Annotated in this window: 11 protein-coding genes; 7 read left to right on the top strand and 4 right to left on the bottom strand. The window is 54.4% G+C overall.

From position 1 onward, the window contains the following. Positions 1–22 precede the first annotated feature (22 nt). The 7 genes from F0P93_RS20650 (at position 23) to F0P93_RS20680 (ending at position 15052) form a co-directional block, all read left to right on the top strand. Positions 23–3175 (top strand): virulence factor SrfB, encoded by a 3153-nt coding sequence (locus F0P93_RS20650; protein WP_191908874.1) that lies wholly within the window; start codon positions 23–25, stop codon positions 3173–3175. A gap of 45 nt (positions 3176–3220) precedes the next feature. Then, entirely contained in the window at positions 3221–4096 is an 876-nt protein-coding gene (locus F0P93_RS20655; RefSeq protein ID WP_150879445.1) for a hypothetical protein, read from the top strand. Between the two features lie 67 nt (positions 4097–4163). After that, positions 4164–6971 carry a virulence factor SrfC family protein gene (locus tag F0P93_RS20660; protein ID WP_150879446.1) on the top strand — a complete coding sequence of 936 codons (2808 nt, stop codon included), beginning with the start codon at positions 4164–4166 and terminating at the stop codon, positions 6969–6971. A gap of 20 nt (positions 6972–6991) precedes the next feature. Beyond that, the gene (locus F0P93_RS20665) at positions 6992–9223 is read left to right on the top strand and encodes a S8 family serine peptidase (RefSeq protein ID WP_150879447.1); all 2232 of its coding nucleotides are present in this window, start codon (positions 6992–6994) and stop codon (positions 9221–9223) included. Positions 9224–9228: 5 nt separating this feature from the next. Then, positions 9229–10626: an MSCRAMM family protein gene (locus tag F0P93_RS20670; protein WP_150879448.1), complete on the top strand. Its 1398-nt coding sequence runs from the start codon at positions 9229–9231 to the stop codon at positions 10624–10626. A 106-nt stretch (positions 10627–10732) separates the two neighbouring features. Further along, positions 10733–12343, top strand: a complete 1611-nt coding sequence (locus F0P93_RS20675; protein ID WP_150879449.1) for a hypothetical protein — start codon at positions 10733–10735, stop codon at positions 12341–12343. A 105-nt stretch (positions 12344–12448) separates the two neighbouring features. After that, entirely contained in the window at positions 12449–15052 is a 2604-nt protein-coding gene (locus tag F0P93_RS20680; protein ID WP_150879450.1) for an SIR2 family protein, read from the top strand. 7 nt (positions 15053–15059) lie between these two features. Here F0P93_RS20680 and F0P93_RS20685 read toward each other — a convergent pair whose 3' ends face one another. The 4 genes from F0P93_RS20685 to F0P93_RS20700 are packed head-to-tail and all read right to left on the bottom strand — an operon-like array spanning position 15060 to position 20537. Beyond that, on the bottom strand, positions 15060–16571 hold the full coding sequence (locus F0P93_RS20685; RefSeq protein WP_150879451.1) for a caspase family protein: 1512 nt from the start codon (positions 16569–16571) through the stop codon (positions 15060–15062). Between the two features lie 9 nt (positions 16572–16580). After that, complete coding sequence (locus F0P93_RS20690; protein ID WP_150879452.1) at positions 16581–17450, bottom strand: LpoB-related protein; 870 nt, start codon at positions 17448–17450, stop codon at positions 16581–16583. 50 nt (positions 17451–17500) lie between these two features. Beyond that, on the bottom strand, positions 17501–18775 hold the full coding sequence (locus F0P93_RS20695) for a caspase family protein (RefSeq protein WP_150879453.1): 1275 nt from the start codon (positions 18773–18775) through the stop codon (positions 17501–17503). A 4-nt stretch (positions 18776–18779) separates the two neighbouring features. Next, positions 18780–20537 (bottom strand): M48 family metallopeptidase, encoded by a 1758-nt coding sequence (locus F0P93_RS20700; protein ID WP_150879454.1) that lies wholly within the window; start codon positions 20535–20537, stop codon positions 18780–18782. Positions 20538–20585: the final 48 nt, after the last annotated feature.

Raw genomic sequence — 20585 nt, forward strand, 5'->3', positions numbered from 1 at the left:
CCGGTCCTTTTTCCTACCACTCATGAACATGGTTTCCCTGATCGCCAACTCCGGCATCCAGTTTATAGATATCCCCCTGAACCTCGGTGATACGAGCGCGGCCCCCAAACTGCGGTTTGAGTATGCCGAACAGGAAGACCCCGACAATGACCGGGTGTATCTGATCATCCCGTACATGCTCGAAAACGGAAAGTACATCAGTCGTCTGGACATCAACGCCGAAGCCTTCCGCCCCGACCGCTCCATCGACGAAAGCAAAATCAGGCCCGAAAACCTGAACTACATCCGGGAAGATCACCTGATCAATCTTCAGGGTCGCTATGCGCTCGATGTTCTGGAGGGCGTCTGGCTCCCCCTGCCCTATTTCCGCACCGATCACTACGACGCCGGTAAACTGATGCCTGGCCCGCAGTCCTGGGCGCGCATGTACCTCGGCCGGATCAGCTCACAGGAAAAAGCCGAGGGCAGCCCGTATACCCACAAACTGGTGCTGGCGTTCGATACGCACTGCGACGACAAGTATGACCCGCGGCTCAACCACACGTATTACGTCGTGCCGGATTCCAGCGATCCGGAAGGCGGCAACACCCGCTTCAAGTGTGCTACCCACGAAGACACCAACGGTTTTTTTCTGTCGCAGAAGCGCGTCAACGACTGGCTGGAAGAAGTGATCACGAAGCGCAAAAGCCGGATTCCGCGCCAGCTTACCAGCGAACCCTACCACCTGCTGCACCTGGGTCTGTATATGACGCTCCTGAAAATGATCGAGCAGACCAATAGCTGGCCCGTCGTAACGCTGCAACAGGACGCCCTGGGCCGGAGCATCGACGTCAACCTGGTGCTCGACGTCGGCAATTCGCGCACCTGTGGACTGGTTTTGGAAAGCAGTGCCCGCGAGCGCGATGCCGAACTCGCCCTGACGGACGCCAAACGCCTGAAAATCCGGGAACTCCGCAATCCGACTCACACCAGCAACAAACCGTTCGAGATGAAGCTGGCGTTTATGGAAGCGTCTTTTGGTAAAAAAGAAGGGCTAACCGACGACTTCCTGTTCCGCTGGCCCAGCATGGTTCGGGTAGGAACGGAAGCCACGCGATACGGGGTCATTTTCGGCGACAACCAGGCCGTCAACGACCAGTATGAAATGACCTTTTCCAGCCCCAAACGCTATTTGTGGGACGCCAAAAAGCGCGAAAAACCCTGGGGTTATTTTTCCGAACACACCGAGCTGATGCAGAATTCGGCGTCGAGCCTTCCCCTCGCCAACCTCTTTACGAGCGACGGTATGCTGGTCGATAAGGCCAACAAACTGGCCAGCGCAAACGGCCCAGGACTGATCTACCGAAGTGGCCAGAATCCGCTCTACGCCCGCAGCGCGCTGATGACCTTTGCGCTGACCGAAATCCTGCTCCAGACGCTGAGTTACATCAACAGCTACGAGTTCCGCAACGAACGGGGCGAAGCGGGGGTGCCCCGGCGGTTGCGCCGGATCGTGCTGACCTGCCCGACGGCCATGCCAAAAACCGAACGGGTCAAGCTGCGCGAGTGTGCCGCCGACGCCCTTCAGGCCCTTCGTGACTACTACGGGGACAAGTATAAACTGATTTCGCCCGACCTCGAAATCATTCCCGACTACAGCAAACTGGCTGAAAATGATCCGGTTGAAAGCCGCATTCCGAAAAACCTGAAAGACCTGCGGGAAAACCACGACCCCGTTCGGCTGCGCACCTCCTGGGGCTACGATGAAGCCACCTGCAGCCAGTTGGTCTTTATGTACAACGAGATCGTTCACCGGTTTGGGCCGGAAAATGCCCCCCGGTTTTTTGAGACCATGGGCCGTCGGCGCACCGACGACCTCGACCCATCCCGCAAATCGCTGATGATCGCCAGCGTCGACATTGGCGGGGGAACGACCGACCTGATGATTGGTCACTATGAATATGAACCAGGCGCGGTCACCAGCCTCTACCAGAACCCGGTTTTCTGGGAAGGATTCAACCTGGCCGGCGACCACATCATCAAGAAACTCATTGAAGAGTGTGTGTTGCCGCAAATTGCCCGCGAAGCCCGCCGACTGGGTTGTGGCCGCGCGGGGCAGGTTTTGTATTCGCTCTTCGGCCCGTTCCAGAGCACCGATACCGACCACAAACGCACGCTCAAGAAACATTTTGCCAACCAGGTGGCTACGGTTATTGCGCAGGGCATGCTGGGACAGATTACTGCCCATCCCGATCAAACCCGTCAGGTGGCTTTCGATGAGTTTTTTCAGGAACACGAAGCCCCGATTCCAAGCGTGTTGCAGTATGTAAACGAAGGGTTCCGGCGCGAAGGGGCCACCGGTTTCGACATCCGGCTGATGAGCTGGGAAGTGTCGCCGGAGGAAATCAACCAGAAAGCCATCCGCAACGTCATCGGAACCATGCTCCGCGATTTGTGCGGCATCATTTCCCAGTACCAGTGCGATTACGTCCTGCTGTCGGGCCGCCCCTCGACGCTGCCGGTGGTGCTGGATCTCTTTCTGGAAAACATGCCGGTTTCGCCCGACCGGATTGTGCCGATGAACCGCATCCGGGTCGCCACCAGCGAAAAATTCTGGTATCCCTTCAGCGATCCGCACGAATACACCATCAAGGATCCCAAAACCTGCGTTTCGGTCGGGGCCGCCATCGCCCTGCTGTCGGAACTGGGCCACCTGAACGGTTTCCGGCTCGACACACGTCTCCTGGCAGCCCGCATGACCTCCACCGCCGACTACATTGGGTTGCTGACGGACGGCCAGCCGCCCCGCATCAAAAACGAGCATGTGCTGGCCGTTCCCGATGATTCGCCCATCGAACCCATCGACGAAATCGAGCTGACCGGTGCCAAAGATACGTTCCTGGGAATGCGCCAAATGGCGAGTGATCAGTGGATTGCCACGCCTTTGTACAAAATCGAGTTCGACAGCGAACGGGCCAGAACGCTGCTCATGCCCAAACTGCCGCTCAAAGTCCGGATTGGTCGCCCGAACCTGCGCGACAAGGAAGGGTTGATCCTGCGCAATAACCTGACGGTGATGGACCCGCAAACGGGCCGCGACATTCCGGCACTGAAGCTGACGGTTTGCACGCTGACCGATCCGCACGGCTACTGGCTCGATACCGGAAATTTCTACCTGGACCCTTATCTGAACTGACAATCAGGCTGTTTTTCCATGATTTGATTGGCTCTTTCAATCCGTATGCACGCTCAATCCGACTTTACGCCACCCGATCCATTGCCCACTCCGCTTGATTCGTTCGTCAATCACCTCCGCGACCTGCTGGGTCCGGAGGTGATTGCGCGTCTGCGGCAAAACCCCAACCTGGCCCTGCCCTACGCCGATGAAAACAGCAGCGACGGTGACTGGCTCCGCCGGGGGTTGCAAACCATTCTGTCGTCCGACGATCTGGAAACCGTGGGCAGCCGGGCCAAGGATTTGCCGCTCACGATCAGCCGACCGTTGCAGCAGCAAATCGAGAATTTGCGCTGGGAGCAACTGAAACAGCAGCAGGCACTGACACTGGCCCTGGAGCAGAAGCAAACCGCCGAAACCGGTCGCGAGCAGGCCGAAATCGAGGTGTTTCGACTCCGGAAAGAGCGGGCGGCCATGCTACCAGCGGCTGAATTTGTACGGTTATTTTTCAGTACTGCCGCCGAAGCCGGCATCCGAAACCTGCTCATCGAAGCTACCGAGTCGCCCACGCCCGACCTCAACGGTTTCCTGGCGGCTTTTGTGGGCGGGTGGACGGCCTTGCGGGCGTTGGAAACGAGCCCGAACGAATCGCCACAGGATGCGGTTCGGCAATACCACCAGGCGCTGACCGATTTGCTGAGCGCCTTAACGGGCCTGTATATTCCCCAGCGTCGCGCCCTGCTGGACAAGGTGGCCCAATGGGCGTCGAACCGCTTTGAGGATTTCGTTTTTGTGTCGCCCGAAGAAACCCGGCAGGTAGACCCGGCCCTTCACAACGTGCAGGGTCTGGGGGGAAATACCGTCCGCGAAGGCCGGTCGTTTGCCGTCATCCGGCGGCAATCACGAACCGTGGTGATTTACGCAGACATCGTTACCGAATAAAGATTTTTGATAACCTGAACGGGTGTTCAGGCATAAATATTCGAAAACATCCCGAAACCCATTCACTATGTTTCCTACTCTATCTCAGGAAAGTCTGCAATTACAGGAGAGCATTCGGCGCGGCACCGAATGGTTGAGTTTATACGAAGAACCCGAAAAACGGCTGAGTACGCTCGATGAACTGGGCAAGCTGCGCCGACGCGCCAAACGGCTCGAACAGGCCGCCAAAATGCGCCCGGCACTCGCCCTGTTTGGCATCAGTCAGGTTGGAAAATCGTACCTGGTTTCCAATCTGGCCCGCATTCCCGGCCACAATCTGTTGCAGATCGAATCGGCGGGAATACCGGCCGAAACCGTCCGGCAAATCACAGGACACGATGGCCCGATCAGCTTCATCGACGACATTAACCCCGTGGGGGGCGGCACCGAGGCCACCGGCGTGGTGACGCGCTTTACGACCTACCACCAGAACAACGAGGGCGGTTATTTGCTGCGCTTGCTGAATCAGTCGGACATCGTGAAAACCATGGCCATTGGGTATCAGTACAACATCATCAATTCGAAATACCCCGAAAAGCTCACGTTCGAGCAACTGGATCAACTGCAAAACCGCCTGGAACGGCAACGCCAGGCCACGATTCAGCCAGGCATGACGGAAGACGACATCCTGGATTTGCGGGATTATCTATCGAAATATTTTCAGGGCATGGACCTCATCGGCACCTTGCGCCGATACAATTACTGGGAGAAAGTGGCCGCGATTGCGCCCTATGTACGGCCCGGCGACCGCTGGGCCATTTTCGCCCCGCTCTGGCACGAAGACGAGTTCATGACCAACTTGTTCAACAAACTGAGCCAGGGGCTGATCGAACTGGGATTTGAGTCGGAAGTATGGGTTGGTCTGGAAGCCGTAGCGCCCCAGAAGCAAACGATTGTCGACGTCATGCGGCTGTATGAAATGGACCAGACCGACAGTCAGCTCAACACCGTCACGGTGGTCACCCGCGACAAAAAGCGGATTCCGCTCACGCGAAGCATTCTGACCGGGCTGACCTCCGAGCTGGTGTTGCCCCTGCCCAAAGCCCTCGAAAATCACCCCAGCCGCCGGTTTCTGCAACACGCCGACATCCTCGATTTTCCGGGTGCGCGGAGCATGGAAGGCTCCCCGGAAAACGTTTTTCAGCAGGAAACCGACGTTTCTAAAAAAATGGACCCGTTTCTGCGCGGAAAAGTTTTTTACCTCTTCAATGCCTACAACGATTCGTTCGGGATCAGCAGCCTGCTTTTCTGCATGCACAACATGCAGTCGGAGGTGAAAGGCACGCTCAACATCAACAGCATGATCAGCCAGTGGATCGGCATGAATGTGGGCCGCTCGGCGGAGGAGCGCGAAAAACGCGAACGCGTTCTGAACAACCTGGTGCCGCTGGATGCCCGCGCCGGGGTCGACCGGATCAATCCGTTCTTTCTGGTGCTGACCAAGATCAACGTCGAGATCGACGAATGCGACCCCACCCGGACCGGCCGCACGGACCTCTACGACCACATCTGGGAAAAACGGCTGGAGCGGTTTTTCGACAAGGAATTCGACAAGGTTTCGACCGACAAATGGACGCGAAGCTGGAACGGCCCGAACGACAGTTTCAAAAACACGTTCATGATTCGCGACCCCCGGTATTGCAAAGTCTCCTACCAGATCACCGACGGCGTCGAAACCTACAACGAACGCTACACCCCGGCCTTTGCCGACATGGAACACTCGTTTGTAAACAATGAACACACCAACCGGCACTTTCACGATCCGATGACGGCCTGGTATGAAGCCACGCAGCCGGGCCGGAACGGAATCGATTACCTGCTGAAATACCTGTTACCGGCCTGTCATCCGGCCATCAAACAGGAACAAATCCGGGAAGCCCTGAATCGGGTGCGGCAGGAAGTGGGGGAAGCTTTGTGCCACCATTACGAGGGCGGATCGGTGGAAGAAAAGCTCATCCGCGCCCGCGAACGCCGGGATCAGCTTCGCAAACCGGTCGGACGGTTGATCAAAGAGAAAAAGTTTGGCCGCTTCCTGGCTTCCTTCACCGTTGCCGAGCAATTTGTGAACGGCAAAGAAAACAGCCTGTGGGACCGCGAGCTGGTTCGTCAGGTGATGAGCCAGCCCGATCTGTTTCTGAAACAGGCCGAATCGACCAGCGCAGTCACCAATGCTCCGGCAGACTCCGCCGAACTGGACAGTTTTCTGGATGACCTTCTGAATTTTGAACCCGTCAGCGCAGCACCCGCTCCCAAACCAGCGTCGGGCTCGGTTTTGGCCACCCGCTATGCCGAAAGTTTGCTGGGCCAGTGGGTAACGCAGCTCAAGCAACTGCGCAGCGACCGGCAGTTTCAGGGGCAGTTTGGTCTGGCCGAAAACGAGGTAACGATTCTGGTCGATGAAATGGAGCGGAGCATGGAACGCGACAGCCTGAAAGTCCGGGTTGCCGAAGACGTTAGCCCCTACATTCACCAATCCGATAACCTGGAAGTGGTTCTGACGCTGGGCCGGGCCGCCATCAACGATTTCGTCAATACGCTGGGCTGGTCGCGGGTGAGTGCCGACGACAAACTCAGCAACAAGGCCGTCTACCAGTCGGCGCCCAACGTGGTGGCTCCCATTTACGGCAATCCGTTGGCCGACGTACCGGCGAAAAACCAGTTGACAACCACGGTGGATGATCCGTCGCGGGTCTTCTACAGCCAGTGGTTCAGCGGTTTCGACAAGTCGTTTGAATACAACGTCCTGCGCGAAGCCAACCTCACCGACCCCGAAAAAGCCCGGGTGAATGGCCTGCTCGACACCATCATTAAAGACCTTGGTTATCAGTGCCAGTAATCGGTTAGCCCGTTATTCTCATGCCCGCCCACTATCCCATCTTCAGTACGTCGCTCTCCGCTTACCGACCGGTTATCTGGTTAGCGCAACCCGTTTACACGCGCTACAACCAGCTTCGGGATTTGCTCCGCAGCCGCTTGGGCGAAAGCTACGCGCAGCTTCTGGCCGAGCCGCTCATTCCACCGCCCTACGAACAGACGCGCACCGAAGCGCGCTGGTTTTCCGATAGTTTTCGGCAGGGAACGCCCTTACCCAACCTCATTCCCCCGGATCGCGCCCGCGTCAGCCAGTTGCTGGATACCCAGCTCTCCGCCATCCGCCAACTGGCCGATGAACTCGAACGGACTTCGCAGACGGAAAACCAGCAACTGGGCACCCTGCTGCGGCTCGCCATCGAAATACCGGGGCCGGAATGCGTGCTGACCAACGGCGATCAGGCGGTTTTGGTGCTGTGGGGATTTGAATCCGATCGCAGCCGCCAGGAACGGTTTCGGGTCAATCAGTACCTCAAACACCAGATTCCCGAACCGCCAGCCGTGCCGCCGGGCGTGCCGCTGGCAACGTCCACGAATCCGGTGCCGCCCTCCAATCCGACCCCGCCCCCGGTTTCGGTTCAGTCAGTGGCGGACACCGTGAAAACCCGGCGGTGGTGGTGGGACTGGCGGTGGCCGCGCTGGTTCTGGTGGCGCCGACAAACCGATGGCCCGGTGGGTTGTGGGTGCATCGGCTGGCTGCTGGGGCTGTTTCTGTTGTTGCTCCTGCTGGGGTTGTTATACTGGTTCTGGCCCGCGCAGTGGGGTCGGCCCGTTGGGGTGGGCGTACCGGGTGTCGAAACCGGGCCGGGCGAGATGCCCGAATCAGGACGAACCCTCAGCCCCCACTTGCCGGATCGCCCGCAGGGGATTGTCGCGCCCGTCGACTCGGCCCAGATTATTACCAACCCGAAAGACTCCCTGCAACGCCCGATTATTGGCAACCGGTTGAACGTCTTTTTGAAAAAAGAGGTCAATCTGGTCGCGTTTGTCAACAAAGTGAAAGCCAGTTATACCGACAACGAATTGCAGATCGTGGCCTTCGATACCACCCTGAACGCCCTGCAAGTCCAGATTCCGACCGATCAGCGGGATGTCTGGCGCGACCGGCTTCAGAAAATGCCGGAAGTGTACCTGGTTTTCGACGAAAGCCTGTTCCAGTCGAGCGGCCTGCCCAACGACCCGGATCTGGCGAACCGGACAAAAAACTGGTATTTCGAAGCCATTGGTGCTTTTGAAGCCTGGGACATCACCCGTGGCTCCGATCAGGTGACGGTGGCCGTGCTGGATGGCGGTTTTGATACGGGCCATCCCGAACTCCAGAACCAGATCGTGCAACCCCGCAACATGACCGCCGAATCAGGAAAGATCAACACCGACAGCCCCGTGGGTGGCCGACACGGAACGCACGTCGCAGCCACCATAGCCGGGCGGGCGGGCAATGCCGCCGGTACTTCCGGAATTGCACCCAACTGCCGGGTCATGGCTGTTCAGGTAGGCACCGACAAACCGAGTACGTTAGCGATTGTTTTTGGCCTTCAATATGCCATTAAAAATGGTGCCCGCGTCATCAGTTTATCGCTGGGCCGCAGCATTCCGGCTGCCGCAGCGGCAAAACTGGCGGCTATGCCCGAAGCCCGGCAAAACGCCCTGCTGGCGAGTTATCAGCAAAGCCCGGCCTACCAAACCGAACGTCAGTTGTTTGAAACCCTTTTCGGCGAGGCTTCGCGCAATGGCGTCGTCATCGTGAAAGCAACCGGCAACGAAAATATTCCGGCCGGTTTCGATCCAATGAACGATACGCCGTACACGATCAATGTGTCGGCGGACGGCCCACCCAATCAGGCAGGCGAGGTCGAACGCGCATCGTTCAGCAATTACGGCCCGCTGTCGACCGTGTCGGCGCCCGGAGTGCAGATTTACAACGCGGTGCCGGGTGGAGGCTACGACTACATGAGCGGCACGAGCATGGCTACCCCCATTGTGGCCGGTGGCGTGGCGCTCATGTGTTCCCTGCGTCCGGACCTGAGCCCCGACCAAATCCGGGCTATTCTGGTAAAAACCGGCAATCCGCACCTGGGCGGGAGCGGCAAACACATCGGACCGCTCATTCAGTTACACAAAGCCCTGGAAGCCTGTCGGCTGGAACCGAAGGATGCCTGTGCCGCGACGCTCGACAGTCTGAAACGGGAAATTGCCAAACTCAAACGCCAGCCCTAACGCCTATGCCCCGGCAACTGATTGCCATTACCCCCACCGCCGGCCTGCGCCCCGTTTTCGGATCGAACGTTGGCGAAGGCGTCAAACGGTATCAGACCCTCCGGGAGTTGCTGACGGTGGGCAGCGGCCATGCGGTTTTTGCCGAGCCCGTTATCGAACCCGGTCAGATTGGCTGGTTTAGCGATCTGCCCGGCACCATTCAGCCCTATCAGGAACTGTCGCCCGAATGGCAGGCCAAATCCCGGGCGGTTTTGCGGTACTATACCGATCTGGCGTATGACCAGATTCAGCGCTACCACGACGCGGACGACCTGCACCGGATGCTGGCCGACTGCCTTGAAATTCCGCAGGTTAAAAACCTGTATCTGATTGGCAAACGCCCGGTTTTAATCCTGTGGGGCTTTCTGAGCAGTGATTTCAACCCCGCCCGTGGTCTGGTTCGCAAGCTGACGCAGCAGACCGTTGCGCCCCGGATGATGCTCAACGCCAAAGTGGTGCAAGCCGTTGACCAGAAGCCCGTTGCCAACGCGACAGTATCCCTGCACCACGGCGGACAGACGTATAACCTGACGACCAGCACCGATGGCAACGTCAGTTTCCAGCAGATCATCCCCATCGATCCACTGGTGTTTCAGGTGGAGGCCGCAGCCGACTCCTATGCCGTGGCAACCGCCACGCTGACCAGCGAAAAAACCGTTGTTGACCTCATTTTTGACGGTTTTTACCCCCTCATCACCACCTTAACGTTGCACCCGCAACTTGAAGAACACGCCTTCCCGCTCCAGCTCATCGATCTTGCTACGAAAGAACCGGTCAACGGTGCCACCGTGCGGCTAACGACCGCCAATTCCGACCTCACCCAGATCAGTTCGGAAACCGGCCTCGTTTCCTTCGACCCGGTTCTGCTGTTGGCCGGGGAAAAGGCAGTGGTCTATGTGACCCATCCGGATTTTGCCGACGAGCGCCTGGAACTGGCGGCCGGGGACCCAACCCACGTTGTGGAACTGAATCCATCCGGGCTTCGGGGTCGTCGCGGGGCATTCAGCGTCAATCTCCGCTGGTTTTCGACCGACGACCTGGATCTGTTCGTTTCTGACCCCGGCGGCAACCTGCTCAATTACCAGCAACGGGAAGTGAATTTCAAAGACCACCTCGGAATCCTGGATCTGGACGCCAACGCCGATGACGATTCGGCCACGACCGAACCGCAGGAAAACGCCTACTGGGAGAAAGCACACGCCGGGTATTACACCATCGAGGTTTCGTTTTACAAACGCCGTTCGCCGAAAGGGCAGGCCGTTCCGTTCGAAATCACGGTTCAGCACGGCAACCAGCAGTACGTCCTGCAACGGGAGACATCCAAAGAGGGCGAGCGTGTTTTTGTGGACCGGTTTCACCTCTGACCGCTCAAAAAAACGACCGACCGTGATAACCTTTTTTACGGACGGGCATCAATAGACATCCGGGCGCTCCCGGCGCTTTACCAAACCATCAGAAAGCCCTTTCCGCATGAAACGCGAACTCCTTACGACCCCCCTGAAACGCATTCGGCCGGTATTTTTTAACGTGGGTGAAAACGTCAAACGGTATGAACAGGTGCGCGGCCTGTTTGTCAATGGCCACGACCGGTTGTTTGCCGAACCGCTCGTAACGGGAGCTGGCCGCGACGAAATTACCTGGTATGGGGAGTATCCCGGCGATTTCCGGACGCTGGCGTCGTATTCGCCCGAGGAACAGCAGCAGCTCCTGCCGATCCTGAACGAGCAGGTCAACTACCTGTTTCGCGACATCATCCGGTATATCAAAAAAGGGCCGGGGCAATACGACCGGGCCAGCTACCGGAATCTGCGCCAAAGTGTCGAGAGCTTCCTGGAAGTACCTTCGACGGAACACATTCTGGTGTTCAATACGCCCGACGGCCCCCGGTTTACGCTGACCAATTGGGGGTTTATGTTCGAAACGGAAAAACCCGAGCGCAACATCATCCGAAAACTGGTGCCGTTTGGGGTTACGCCCGTGGTGATCAGGGGCACGTATCGGCCAACGAACCTGCCTGCAGCCAACGAGCCGCTGGCGGTTGAGTTTGAAACCCATAAACGGACGCTGACAACCGACGAACAGGGCGTGTTAACGATTGCGGAGGTTCCGTATCTGAGCGAAATAACGGTGTATCAGCAGGACGCCGGTGGGCAACCGGTGAATCGGCAAACCGTCTTCGTGGATGAGCGGAATCCGGCGGAACCGTATCCGGTTTTGCTCGAACGACTGCCGTTTTCCATGTTTTTCCGGGTGGTAGACCAGCACGGGCGGGCCGTTCCCAAACACCACATCCGGCTCGATTATCAGGGAATGCAACTGCCCGTCCAGGCTGACGAACAGGGACGGTTGCTGCTGAACAATACCTACTATGGCGAAAGTGTGCAGTGTTACGACCTCGTCGATAAAAAAGAGCCGCTGGTCAAGACCTACGTCCACGAACGCGGCCAGGCCGACTATGTAATTCCGGTTTTTATTCCGGACCCGCTCAAACCGGTGAAGCGCGGCCTGGGCTGTCTGGGATTGCTGGTGGGATTGCTGGTGCTGCTGGTGGCCGGGCTGATTGCCTACTACTACTTCGCCTATGACGAAAAACCGCTCTCCCAGGATCAGTTGAACGCATCGGTCCGGGGGCATAAAAACCGCCTTTCCCCGCCGGATAGCCTGAACGCCGTCGCCCCCGATTCGACCGCCGTGTCCCCGGATACCCGGAACGAAGCCGGCCCGGAAATTCACGACGACATTGCGCTGTCTCAATGCAATGGCGGGCAGGACGGGCAGGATTATCAAAGCCCTGACATCAAGGTGGTGATTGCGGAATACGATCTGGGCCAGGAAGACGCCACCTTCGCGCTGGACTACTACACCGATGCCGTCCCGGATCAGATCGAGGTATTTGAAGGCCGCAAAGATGATATCGATGAGGATTCGAAACCGCTGTTCATTTACTACGGCAGCACCATCTACGACAGTTGGTCGCGGGCATCCATGCAGCAACTCATCAAAACCAAAAGCCAGTATGTAACCGTCCGGGTGACGGGGCAAACCATCTGGAATTACCGGGTCAACTGCCCGTTGAACTGAGCCTACTTAGTAAAATGATTATAGTCTCGTGACTCTATTCGGTCAACCAGGCTGATTTTACCGTGCCATTCGTACTCTGTCCTGTTTATCCAAACCCTTACGATCATGCATAATTTACTCTCAAGTATTGAGATAAACTTTGATATCCGCCCGCTGGTGGATGCCATATCGAGTCAGAAAGCGGTGGTCTATGTTGGAGCTGGCGCTTCAATATCGGCAGGGCTTCCAGACTGGAAAGCGTTGTTGGTTAGCAGTCTTATGAAGGCAAAGGCCAATCTGAAAGAATTCGATAATGACAACTCCAACTTTTCTAAATCATTCAACCTAGCGGAGAAACTATTAAGAGAAGGTGACTTTCTGATGTCTGCGGAACTGCTTCAGCAAGTACTTGGCAACGAACTTGGTGAACACATTTGGGAAATTTTCAAGAAAACATCACAACCATCACAAATTCATAAAGCAATCTCCAGAATTCCTTTTTCCACAGCCATCACCACAAATTATGACAAACTGCTGGAGATGTCTTATAATGAGACCCACCCAGTGTATACCTGGAGGCTGGCAGAAAATATATTCCGATCAATTAAGAAGAACACCTTTGCCATCATAAAAACACATGGTGATATCGAAGACTTAAGTTCACTGGTTCTTACGAGAACACAATACAGAGATTTAATGCAAATCAATAAGTCATTTAATGACGGCTTGACCATCCTGCTTTCATTGAAAACATTTTTATTTATTGGATCCTCATTAAAAGATTTCGATTTGCTGAGGCTAATGGATGATGCAAAACTAACGTACAAATCAAATTTCGGACCTCACTATGCAATTTTATTTGAAAATGAAGTTGATGAATCTTTTATAAAATACCTAAAGGATTCTTACAACATCAACGTAATACTTTGCCGTATTCCCGAGAATTATACTGGTGATATGTTAACAGATATTGTATGTTCTTTTCTAAAAACTCTTTCAGGTAGTGTTTCCCAAAAGCTCGTAAAGAGCAACAAAATAGTTAATATAAACTCAGCGTCCTTTAGCTTTAACGACATTATCCACAATCTATTAAGAGAAACGCTTAAGTTAACCGGTGCAGAAAGAGGAATCGTCTCCTTCGTTGAAAGTAGAAATATCCCAGGACTGGAATATATCTTTAAAGATGATTTGTACCAAAAAAACGAATACTACAAATCTGAAAACTATGCTGAAAGAATAAGCCACGATACCATCCTCGGGTTCATTTATTCTCTGGGTGGTAGAGAAAGAAAATATTTATACTATAGCGACATCAGTAAGAACCAAAAGATTTCAAATATTGATACCATTCCGGAAAAATACCAGTATAGCCCTTTAAGTTCGGAAACTAAATCCGTGTTAATCACACAAGTATTCTCCGATGGCAGCCCTGTCGGTGTCGTTGCAATTGAGAGTTCTATGGCGGACGCTTTTACACTTGAACACCTCAAAACAATTGAAAGTCAGTCAAGTTCATTCGGTGCTATTTTCAAAGAACTCGAGTTACGCGAAAAATCAGTCAAAGAAATTGACTTACTCAGTAATGCAATAGCCCTGCAGGGATTAATGGATAATTGCATCCGTTTAAAGCGTTTCAAAATTTCCTATCTTTTTTACGAAATAAACTATAGGAAGGGTGAGTTAGTAGCCCGGTACGACCCTGAAATTTTATCAACTTTGAATGAGCTAGAATTCAGTTATAAATTTGACGAAACTAGTTTGGCGACCCATATTCTTAAACAACAAAACGAGAAGTATATTGATGACATTATCATTAGTACGCAGGACAATAATGAAACTATCATCTCGCCGAAAGGTATAAAATTTTTCAACATCGAAGGCTCCATCTATGCAACGCCTGTAAAGGTCGGCCACTATACTTCGTTTATTCTTGTTGCGTGGTCCAGAGATTCTCAACAACTTGTTGAGGTAACCAGCAGAATATCAAGAATGGCTCACTTCATCACCAATTCCCCTGATCGCGACTTTTCAAACAATATAGCCGGAGAAAAATATAAGGCTAAAAGATTTATTATTGAGATTAACGAATCAATAAAAAGATTAGACCAAAATATTAACAGAAAATCGTGGGTTGCTTTCTTGCAAGATGAAAATAATAGATTTGGCTTCATAAAAGCGTTATTAAAACCCCTAACTGGCTCAAATTGTGAACTCGCCCGTATTAGGCTTTGGGTTTATAACGAAGAGGCAAAAGTTTTTACGTGCATTTATTCGTATTCTACTCAAAGTGCAACGCTAAAGAACTGTAAAAAAGACAATGAATACGTGGGAGTGACGTCCAGGGCTGATGATCCTTACTGTAGCTTCACCATTAACCGGTTTAAAGACAATCCGTATGCCATGCATCAGCACAGAAAAATGTTTCCTGCTGAAGACGTCAATACAAAACGACTTCATAAAGATCCGGATGGAAAATGGATTGTGGGACCGATTGTTTCACGGCGCACCAAAGAACCCGTTTTACTGGGATTCATTTCGGCAGATAACCATTATCCAGAAGGAGATGTAATCAAAGAAAAAATTCTATCTGAGAAATATGATGCCTACCAGCGGTATGCTATCGATTTAATAAACGATATTCTCCGTGAAGTTTTATCTGTTAAACCCATCATAAAAAGTATAACAGGCACAACCCCAGTGAAAGATTCCCCTGAGGAAGTTCGTGCGTAGTTAAATTTCAACGCCGGAAATAAAACTCGTCGCCCGTCAGCGAAGTTGATTCCCAGGGAATCTGTTCGTTGTTTGTTTTCTGCATCACATCCGTGCGCACCAGCCGGAAAACGGACTCGATCGAGACATTGGGCTTCTGAATGTGCTGCAGTAAACTTTCGGTGTAGGTACCGTTTTTACCCGTTCCATCGGCGGCCGTACTGCCGGGCGCGGTGGCAAAGGCAATGAGCGTGCCGGTGGGGGCTTTGATCGACGCCGGGCCGCCCGAATTGCCGGCATCCCGTTGCTGGGCCGGTTTGACGAACGGATCGTTTCGGCAGGCATCCATCACCAGAATGTTGACGCGGGTGTTGGCAACTTCCATTTTATTCAGAATATGCTGCAAGCCAACGCATTCTGATTCGACATCACTCTGCTTCGTCACTTCCACCGGAACCAGGTAATTCAATCCGTTGCGCTGAACACCATGACCGGCATAATAGACCATCCCGACCGTATACTTCTCCTTGCTCAGCACCTCGCCAAATGTATTGATGGCACTAATGAGGGCAATCCGGTCGACATTTGTACATTTGATCACCCTGAATCCCAGGCTGGTCAACGAGCTGGCCATCGCGTCGGCATCGTTGACCGGATTGCCCAGCGCTGGCACGCCCGTGTAACCGCCGTTCCCGATCACCAAAGCCAGCCGTTTATCGACCGTCGACTTCGCAGCCGCAATCCGCTGGGCCATCTGGGGCGTCAGCGTAAATTCCAGCCGACTCACGTTGCCCACCGCATCATACGCTTCCAGCAGAATGGGGTAGTCACCCCGGTCGGTCAGTTGCACCACCGGCTGAAAAGTCCCTTTTTCGTCGAGCACAACCGACTGTCCATTGAGTGTAAGCCGGTCTACTTTTGAGGGATCGGTGACCCGCCCGATGATGGTGACCTCGCCCGTTTTAGCCCTTGCTAACCGCATCCCCCGGGGCGGGGCTTCCGGCAGCGGAGGGCTGATCACATCAATTTGCGGGCCAACGGTATCCCGCACGGCCAACACCGGTGCCGCCTGTTTTCCGGAAAAATGAAAGCCAATCTGCCGAAAAAACGCTTCCCGGTCGCGTTCATACGCCCCCCGGCCTTTGAAAAGAATCGTAACCGCCTGGGAAGCCGCCTGATCAATCGATTGAACACTGCAATGGGGAGCCCTGACAACGGCGACCGGCTCCGGCTGCCCGGGGTCGAAGGCTTCCAGTTTGACGATCACCCGCGGCACCGACGCATCCAGCGGGCATTTATCCGTCAGACAGCTCAACTCGATTCGCCACCCGGCCTCGCCAGCCTGCGAACCCGCCACCACCGAAAATTTTCGCTCGCGGAGCAATCCCTGCAAAACCGGCAGGACAGACGTCAGGTCGTGGGCGCTTCCCGTCTTCACCACGACCGCTACCGGCGGTTCGGCCACGGCCCCAAAAACCGTGGCACACGCCAGCCAACTCCCCATCAGAACCGACAGCACACTCAATCGGAATCTCATCATCGTATCTTCTTAATTGGTGGTTTTAAGCATCAGCCGGGCCTGTTTATCCCACAATTCCTGCAGCCTCTTTCCGCCTTCGGTCACCGTGCACAACGCCGTGCCGCCATCCTCGACCTTTTTAATTTTGGCAAAAGCAACTTCTTCATTCACAATCCGTTTGGTTCCATCGGGCCGGGCTACTTCGCGCTGGTTGGTGATGATGATGCGCGTGCGCATGCCCGGCAGTGGAAACGGAAAAGGAAGCTCGTCTCCGTCCGACGCCGATGCTTTCGAGGTCAGCCCCTCGCCTTCGACCCGAAAGCTGATGATGCCTTTTTTCTCGCTTTTTTCGAGCACTTCCAGAATTTGCATGCTGGCCGGAAATTTTCGGCGGGCAAAACTTTCTGCTTTGGACATCAGTGAACTCATGGCGATGTTGACCAGGTAATCCCGATCCGAATTGCTGCTGGAACTGGACGAACTCTGAAGCGTTTCGAACTCACTAACGCCGGTTTCGAGGTCAGTCACCTGCACTTTGGCTTCCACATTGCAGTTATTATAGGTTACATTCCCGATCCGCTGGTTACTGAAATTCACCGCCGTTACTTCGCCGTTGATCATGAACTGGGCTCCTGCCAACTGCCCGGCCTGAATGGCGTTGGTCTGATCGTATTTGTCGTCCAGCGACTTTTTCTGCTGCTGAACAATCTGATCCAGGGTGGACGAATCGACGGTTTTGACCCGTCTTGAACTCGTGAGGCCCGAAAAAACGGCCGAGGTGACCCGGTCGCTGTAGTTTCCTTTGAACGGAAACACGCTCACAACCGGCTGCGACGAAACCTGAGCCATCGTCAGGGGAACCACAAAAAGCCATGCAGCTAACGTAAAGAGAACTTTCATAGTAAACGTGATTTGTTTTTAACGAGAGAAAATTGGTATTGGGTGCGCGATTATTTATCCAGTTTTTCGAGAATTTCCTCCAGCCGACGAATGAGCGAGGGCAATTCGCTCCGGGCCTGGGCCACAAGTTGTTGGGGTTGTTTACTCATTTTGACCACGATCTGATACCGCCGGATGATTTCCGTCGTTTTGGGTTTTACCCAGCGCGTATCCTGTTGAAAGCCAACCCGGCAGCGTTCCGGCATATCGGCCTGGTCGTAGAAAAGCATCTGGTTCAGGGAATCATAGAAATTCTTCTGGTTGCGGTAAAACGTGTCGAATTTTTCGGCAAACTGCTCGGCATTATCCGTACTGATTTCCTCGTCCATCCGCCTTAAAAACGGCAAATCTTCCCGAATACCGGCCAGCGCCGTCTCGTTCACGTAGCTGTCCAAAGGCGGGCAGGGCGCCTGATCCGGTGGTACGGGCGGAACCGGCGGTTTTGGCGGAACACCGCCCCCTCCTCCCTTGACGGGGCGAATAGCCATCTGTAGCTGCGGATTCTGGTTCTGGTTGTTCTTCGCTGCTGCACTTTCGGTCAGTTTGACGACGGTTTTCACAAACTGATCCCAGGTCGGTTTTTCCTTCGCCTTCGACGACAGCAACTGGTTGGTCGCCACCTGCCAGGAAACCCCCAGCCAGCCGCCTTTCGGATCACTGAAGGAATACTGGTTGCGTTTGCAACTGCTCAGAATCAGACTCCCGGCATAGTTCCGAAACAAGGCGATGTATTTGGCGGCATCGGCACTTTCCGGCGCATCCATCGGAATGGCCTCGCGTTTGCTGGTGACGGGCGGCTCATCGCTCCGTTCTTTGTTGCAGGCTTCGCCAATCACCAGCGCCAGACGCGGTTTTTTGGCCAGAATCCGTTCATAAATCGTTTGCAGATTTCGGGAACTGGTTTCCAGCGTGGCGCGGTCGGCGTTGGCTTTTCCGAAAATCAGGGAGGGATACTCATTCTGGCGGTTGTTCCAGCCGTGTCCGATGAAGTAAAACAGCACCACATCGTCGGCGTCCACTTTCAGCGCGTCCAGCTTCTGGTCCAGTTCGGTGGCCAGGCATTTGGCCCCGCTGTAGGCCGCCATTTCGAGTGATAAACCGGCATATCGGGCAACGATGGGTCCGTAATTGCCGGTCAGATAGTTGTAGGTTTTGCGGTTGGCATCGCCGAGGGTCGGATCATCCGTGTCGGCAAAAACGATGAAATGCAGTTTCGCCTGCCCCAGAGACGGTGACGTCCCCGGGCCGGCGAAACAGAGTAGAAAGAGAAGGGCTACGATGCGCATAGGGCTACTGCGGTTTTACGAATGTTTTTCCCCGGTTGTTGCCGGGTTTCTTCACCGGTGTTTTAGGGTTCTTCTTTTTGTCACCGGGTTTGTCCGGTGTTTTCACCCCCGCTGCGGGCTGAACGACGATCTTCTTGAGCTGAGCCTGGACCTTTTTAAAGTCAGACTCGTTGGTTTCCAGCGTATTAAAATCCGTATAGGCGAAGGCTGTCGAAAGCAGGAAGTTCACGTGGTTGAACCGGTCGAGGGAGCGCGGGTGCGACGAATACACCGACTCGCCTTTTTTGGCGGCCACATTCCGGAACGCGAGCATGGCGTAGTTCTGGTTTCTCAACGCATAACCGGTGGCCGCCAGGTCGGAGGCTCGCTGGCTGTTGTCCTGCCGTTGTTCGCCGGTCTCCGAAGCGTTCATGACGTATTGCAGAGCCGCAGCTTCCTCCGGCGATTCACCGGCTTCTTTTTCATCCCGCGCCAGTTTACTCCAGACTTTGGCCGCCTGCCGGGGGTCATAACCGGCCATGAACATGTATTGCAGCCCGATGCGGTCGGCCTGGGTTTCCTGTTCACGGTTATAACTGCTGTGGTACATGTCTTTGGCCGCCTGAATCAGCTTGGCCGGCACATCGCTGCCGGTTTGGTAGCCGGTCACGGTGCTGCCGAAATCGGCCAGTGCCTGCCAGTCTTTGCCGGTTCGGTAGCTTTTGGTGTGGTGACGCTGGGTAACGTGGGCAATCTCGTGGCCCAAAATGGCCGCCAACTGGGCTTCATTTTCCAGTTGTTTGATCAGACCGGTATGCACAATGACCGTTCCGTTGGGATAGGCCGACGCGTTGAATGTATCGTCGTGAACCAGATAAAACTTGAAGTTGATAAAATCAGGGTGATTGGGGTCCAGTGATTTCAGGTATTCCGGAATCAGTTTCTGGCCCACATCATTGACATACGCAAACAGGTTCCGTTCGGTCACGAAACGATACGACATGTCTTTCCCGATCTGTAAAACATCTTTGTTCATGAACAAAGCCTTGTTGATGGCCCGGCGCATCAACAGATCATCCTTACTGATTTCAACCGGGCGCATGGTGCCGGATTTGACAAAAATCACCCCGCTCGTATCGCGCCGACCCGTCACGGTCAGTTCGGCTCCCAACTGCATCTGGTTAAACGTCGTAAAGGTTTTGTTTTTCCATTCGTCCAGTCCCTTCACCTCGGCTTTGGGGTCCATCCGCACTTCCTGTCCGTCGATGATGGCCCGGTTTCCATCCCGAAATTCGAGAATACCGCTGACCTTGGCCTTCCCGAAATACTCATCATCCAGGTAAATTTCTTTGGCGATGTTCCGCAATGTCCGCTGGCGGTGGTCGAAATGGAAGGTGATTTCCATACCGGCCCGGAATGAGGAAGGCGTCAGTATATCCTGGGGTTTCACTTTCCGCCGGATTCCTTTCGAGTAGCTGACCTTACGCTTCGGAAACAGGGTTGAATCGGTCATGAACACGTGGCTATACCGCCCTTCTTCATCGTTTTCGGCCAGTACCAGCATGTATTTATAAGGCGGTTTAAACTCGATGATAATCCCTTTTTCGGTTTTATCGAGGGGCACTTCATCCACCGGCGTGTCATCCACTACCGGCGCTACAGGCTTCGGAGCCGTGGTTTCCGGCTTCGATTCCTCCTTTTTTTTCTTGCCCTTCTGGGCCACCAGGGTCAACGGCAGAACGAGCAGCATTCCCAACAACAGGTTAATACGTATGATTTTCATAGGACCAGGGATAAAATAAAAAGGCGTGAGCCGCGTCAACGGCGGATT

The sequence above is a fragment of the Larkinella humicola genome (genome assembly GCF_008727875.1).
Classification (GTDB): Bacteria; Bacteroidota; Bacteroidia; order Cytophagales; family Spirosomataceae; genus Larkinella; species Larkinella humicola.

Bases quoted from the DNA above. Each gene is read 5' to 3' on its own strand.
- F0P93_RS20650 (WP_191908874.1), top strand. From the start codon at position 23: ATGAACATGGTTTCCCTGATCGCCAACTCCGGCATCCAGTTTATAGAT.
- F0P93_RS20655 (WP_150879445.1), top strand. From the start codon at position 3,221: ATGCACGCTCAATCCGACTTTACGCCACCCGATCCATTGCCCACTCCG.
- F0P93_RS20660 (WP_150879446.1), top strand. From the start codon at position 4,164: ATGTTTCCTACTCTATCTCAGGAAAGTCTGCAATTACAGGAGAGCATT.
- F0P93_RS20665 (WP_150879447.1), top strand. From the start codon at position 6,992: ATGCCCGCCCACTATCCCATCTTCAGTACGTCGCTCTCCGCTTACCGA.
- F0P93_RS20670 (WP_150879448.1), top strand. From the start codon at position 9,229: ATGCCCCGGCAACTGATTGCCATTACCCCCACCGCCGGCCTGCGCCCC.
- F0P93_RS20675 (WP_150879449.1), top strand. From the start codon at position 10,733: ATGAAACGCGAACTCCTTACGACCCCCCTGAAACGCATTCGGCCGGTA.
- F0P93_RS20680 (WP_150879450.1), top strand. From the start codon at position 12,449: ATGCATAATTTACTCTCAAGTATTGAGATAAACTTTGATATCCGCCCG.
- F0P93_RS20685 (WP_150879451.1), bottom strand. From the start codon at position 16,571: ATGATGAGATTCCGATTGAGTGTGCTGTCGGTTCTGATGGGGAGTTGG.
- F0P93_RS20690 (WP_150879452.1), bottom strand. From the start codon at position 17,450: ATGAAAGTTCTCTTTACGTTAGCTGCATGGCTTTTTGTGGTTCCCCTG.
- F0P93_RS20695 (WP_150879453.1), bottom strand. From the start codon at position 18,775: ATGCGCATCGTAGCCCTTCTCTTTCTACTCTGTTTCGCCGGCCCGGGG.
- F0P93_RS20700 (WP_150879454.1), bottom strand. From the start codon at position 20,537: ATGAAAATCATACGTATTAACCTGTTGTTGGGAATGCTGCTCGTTCTG.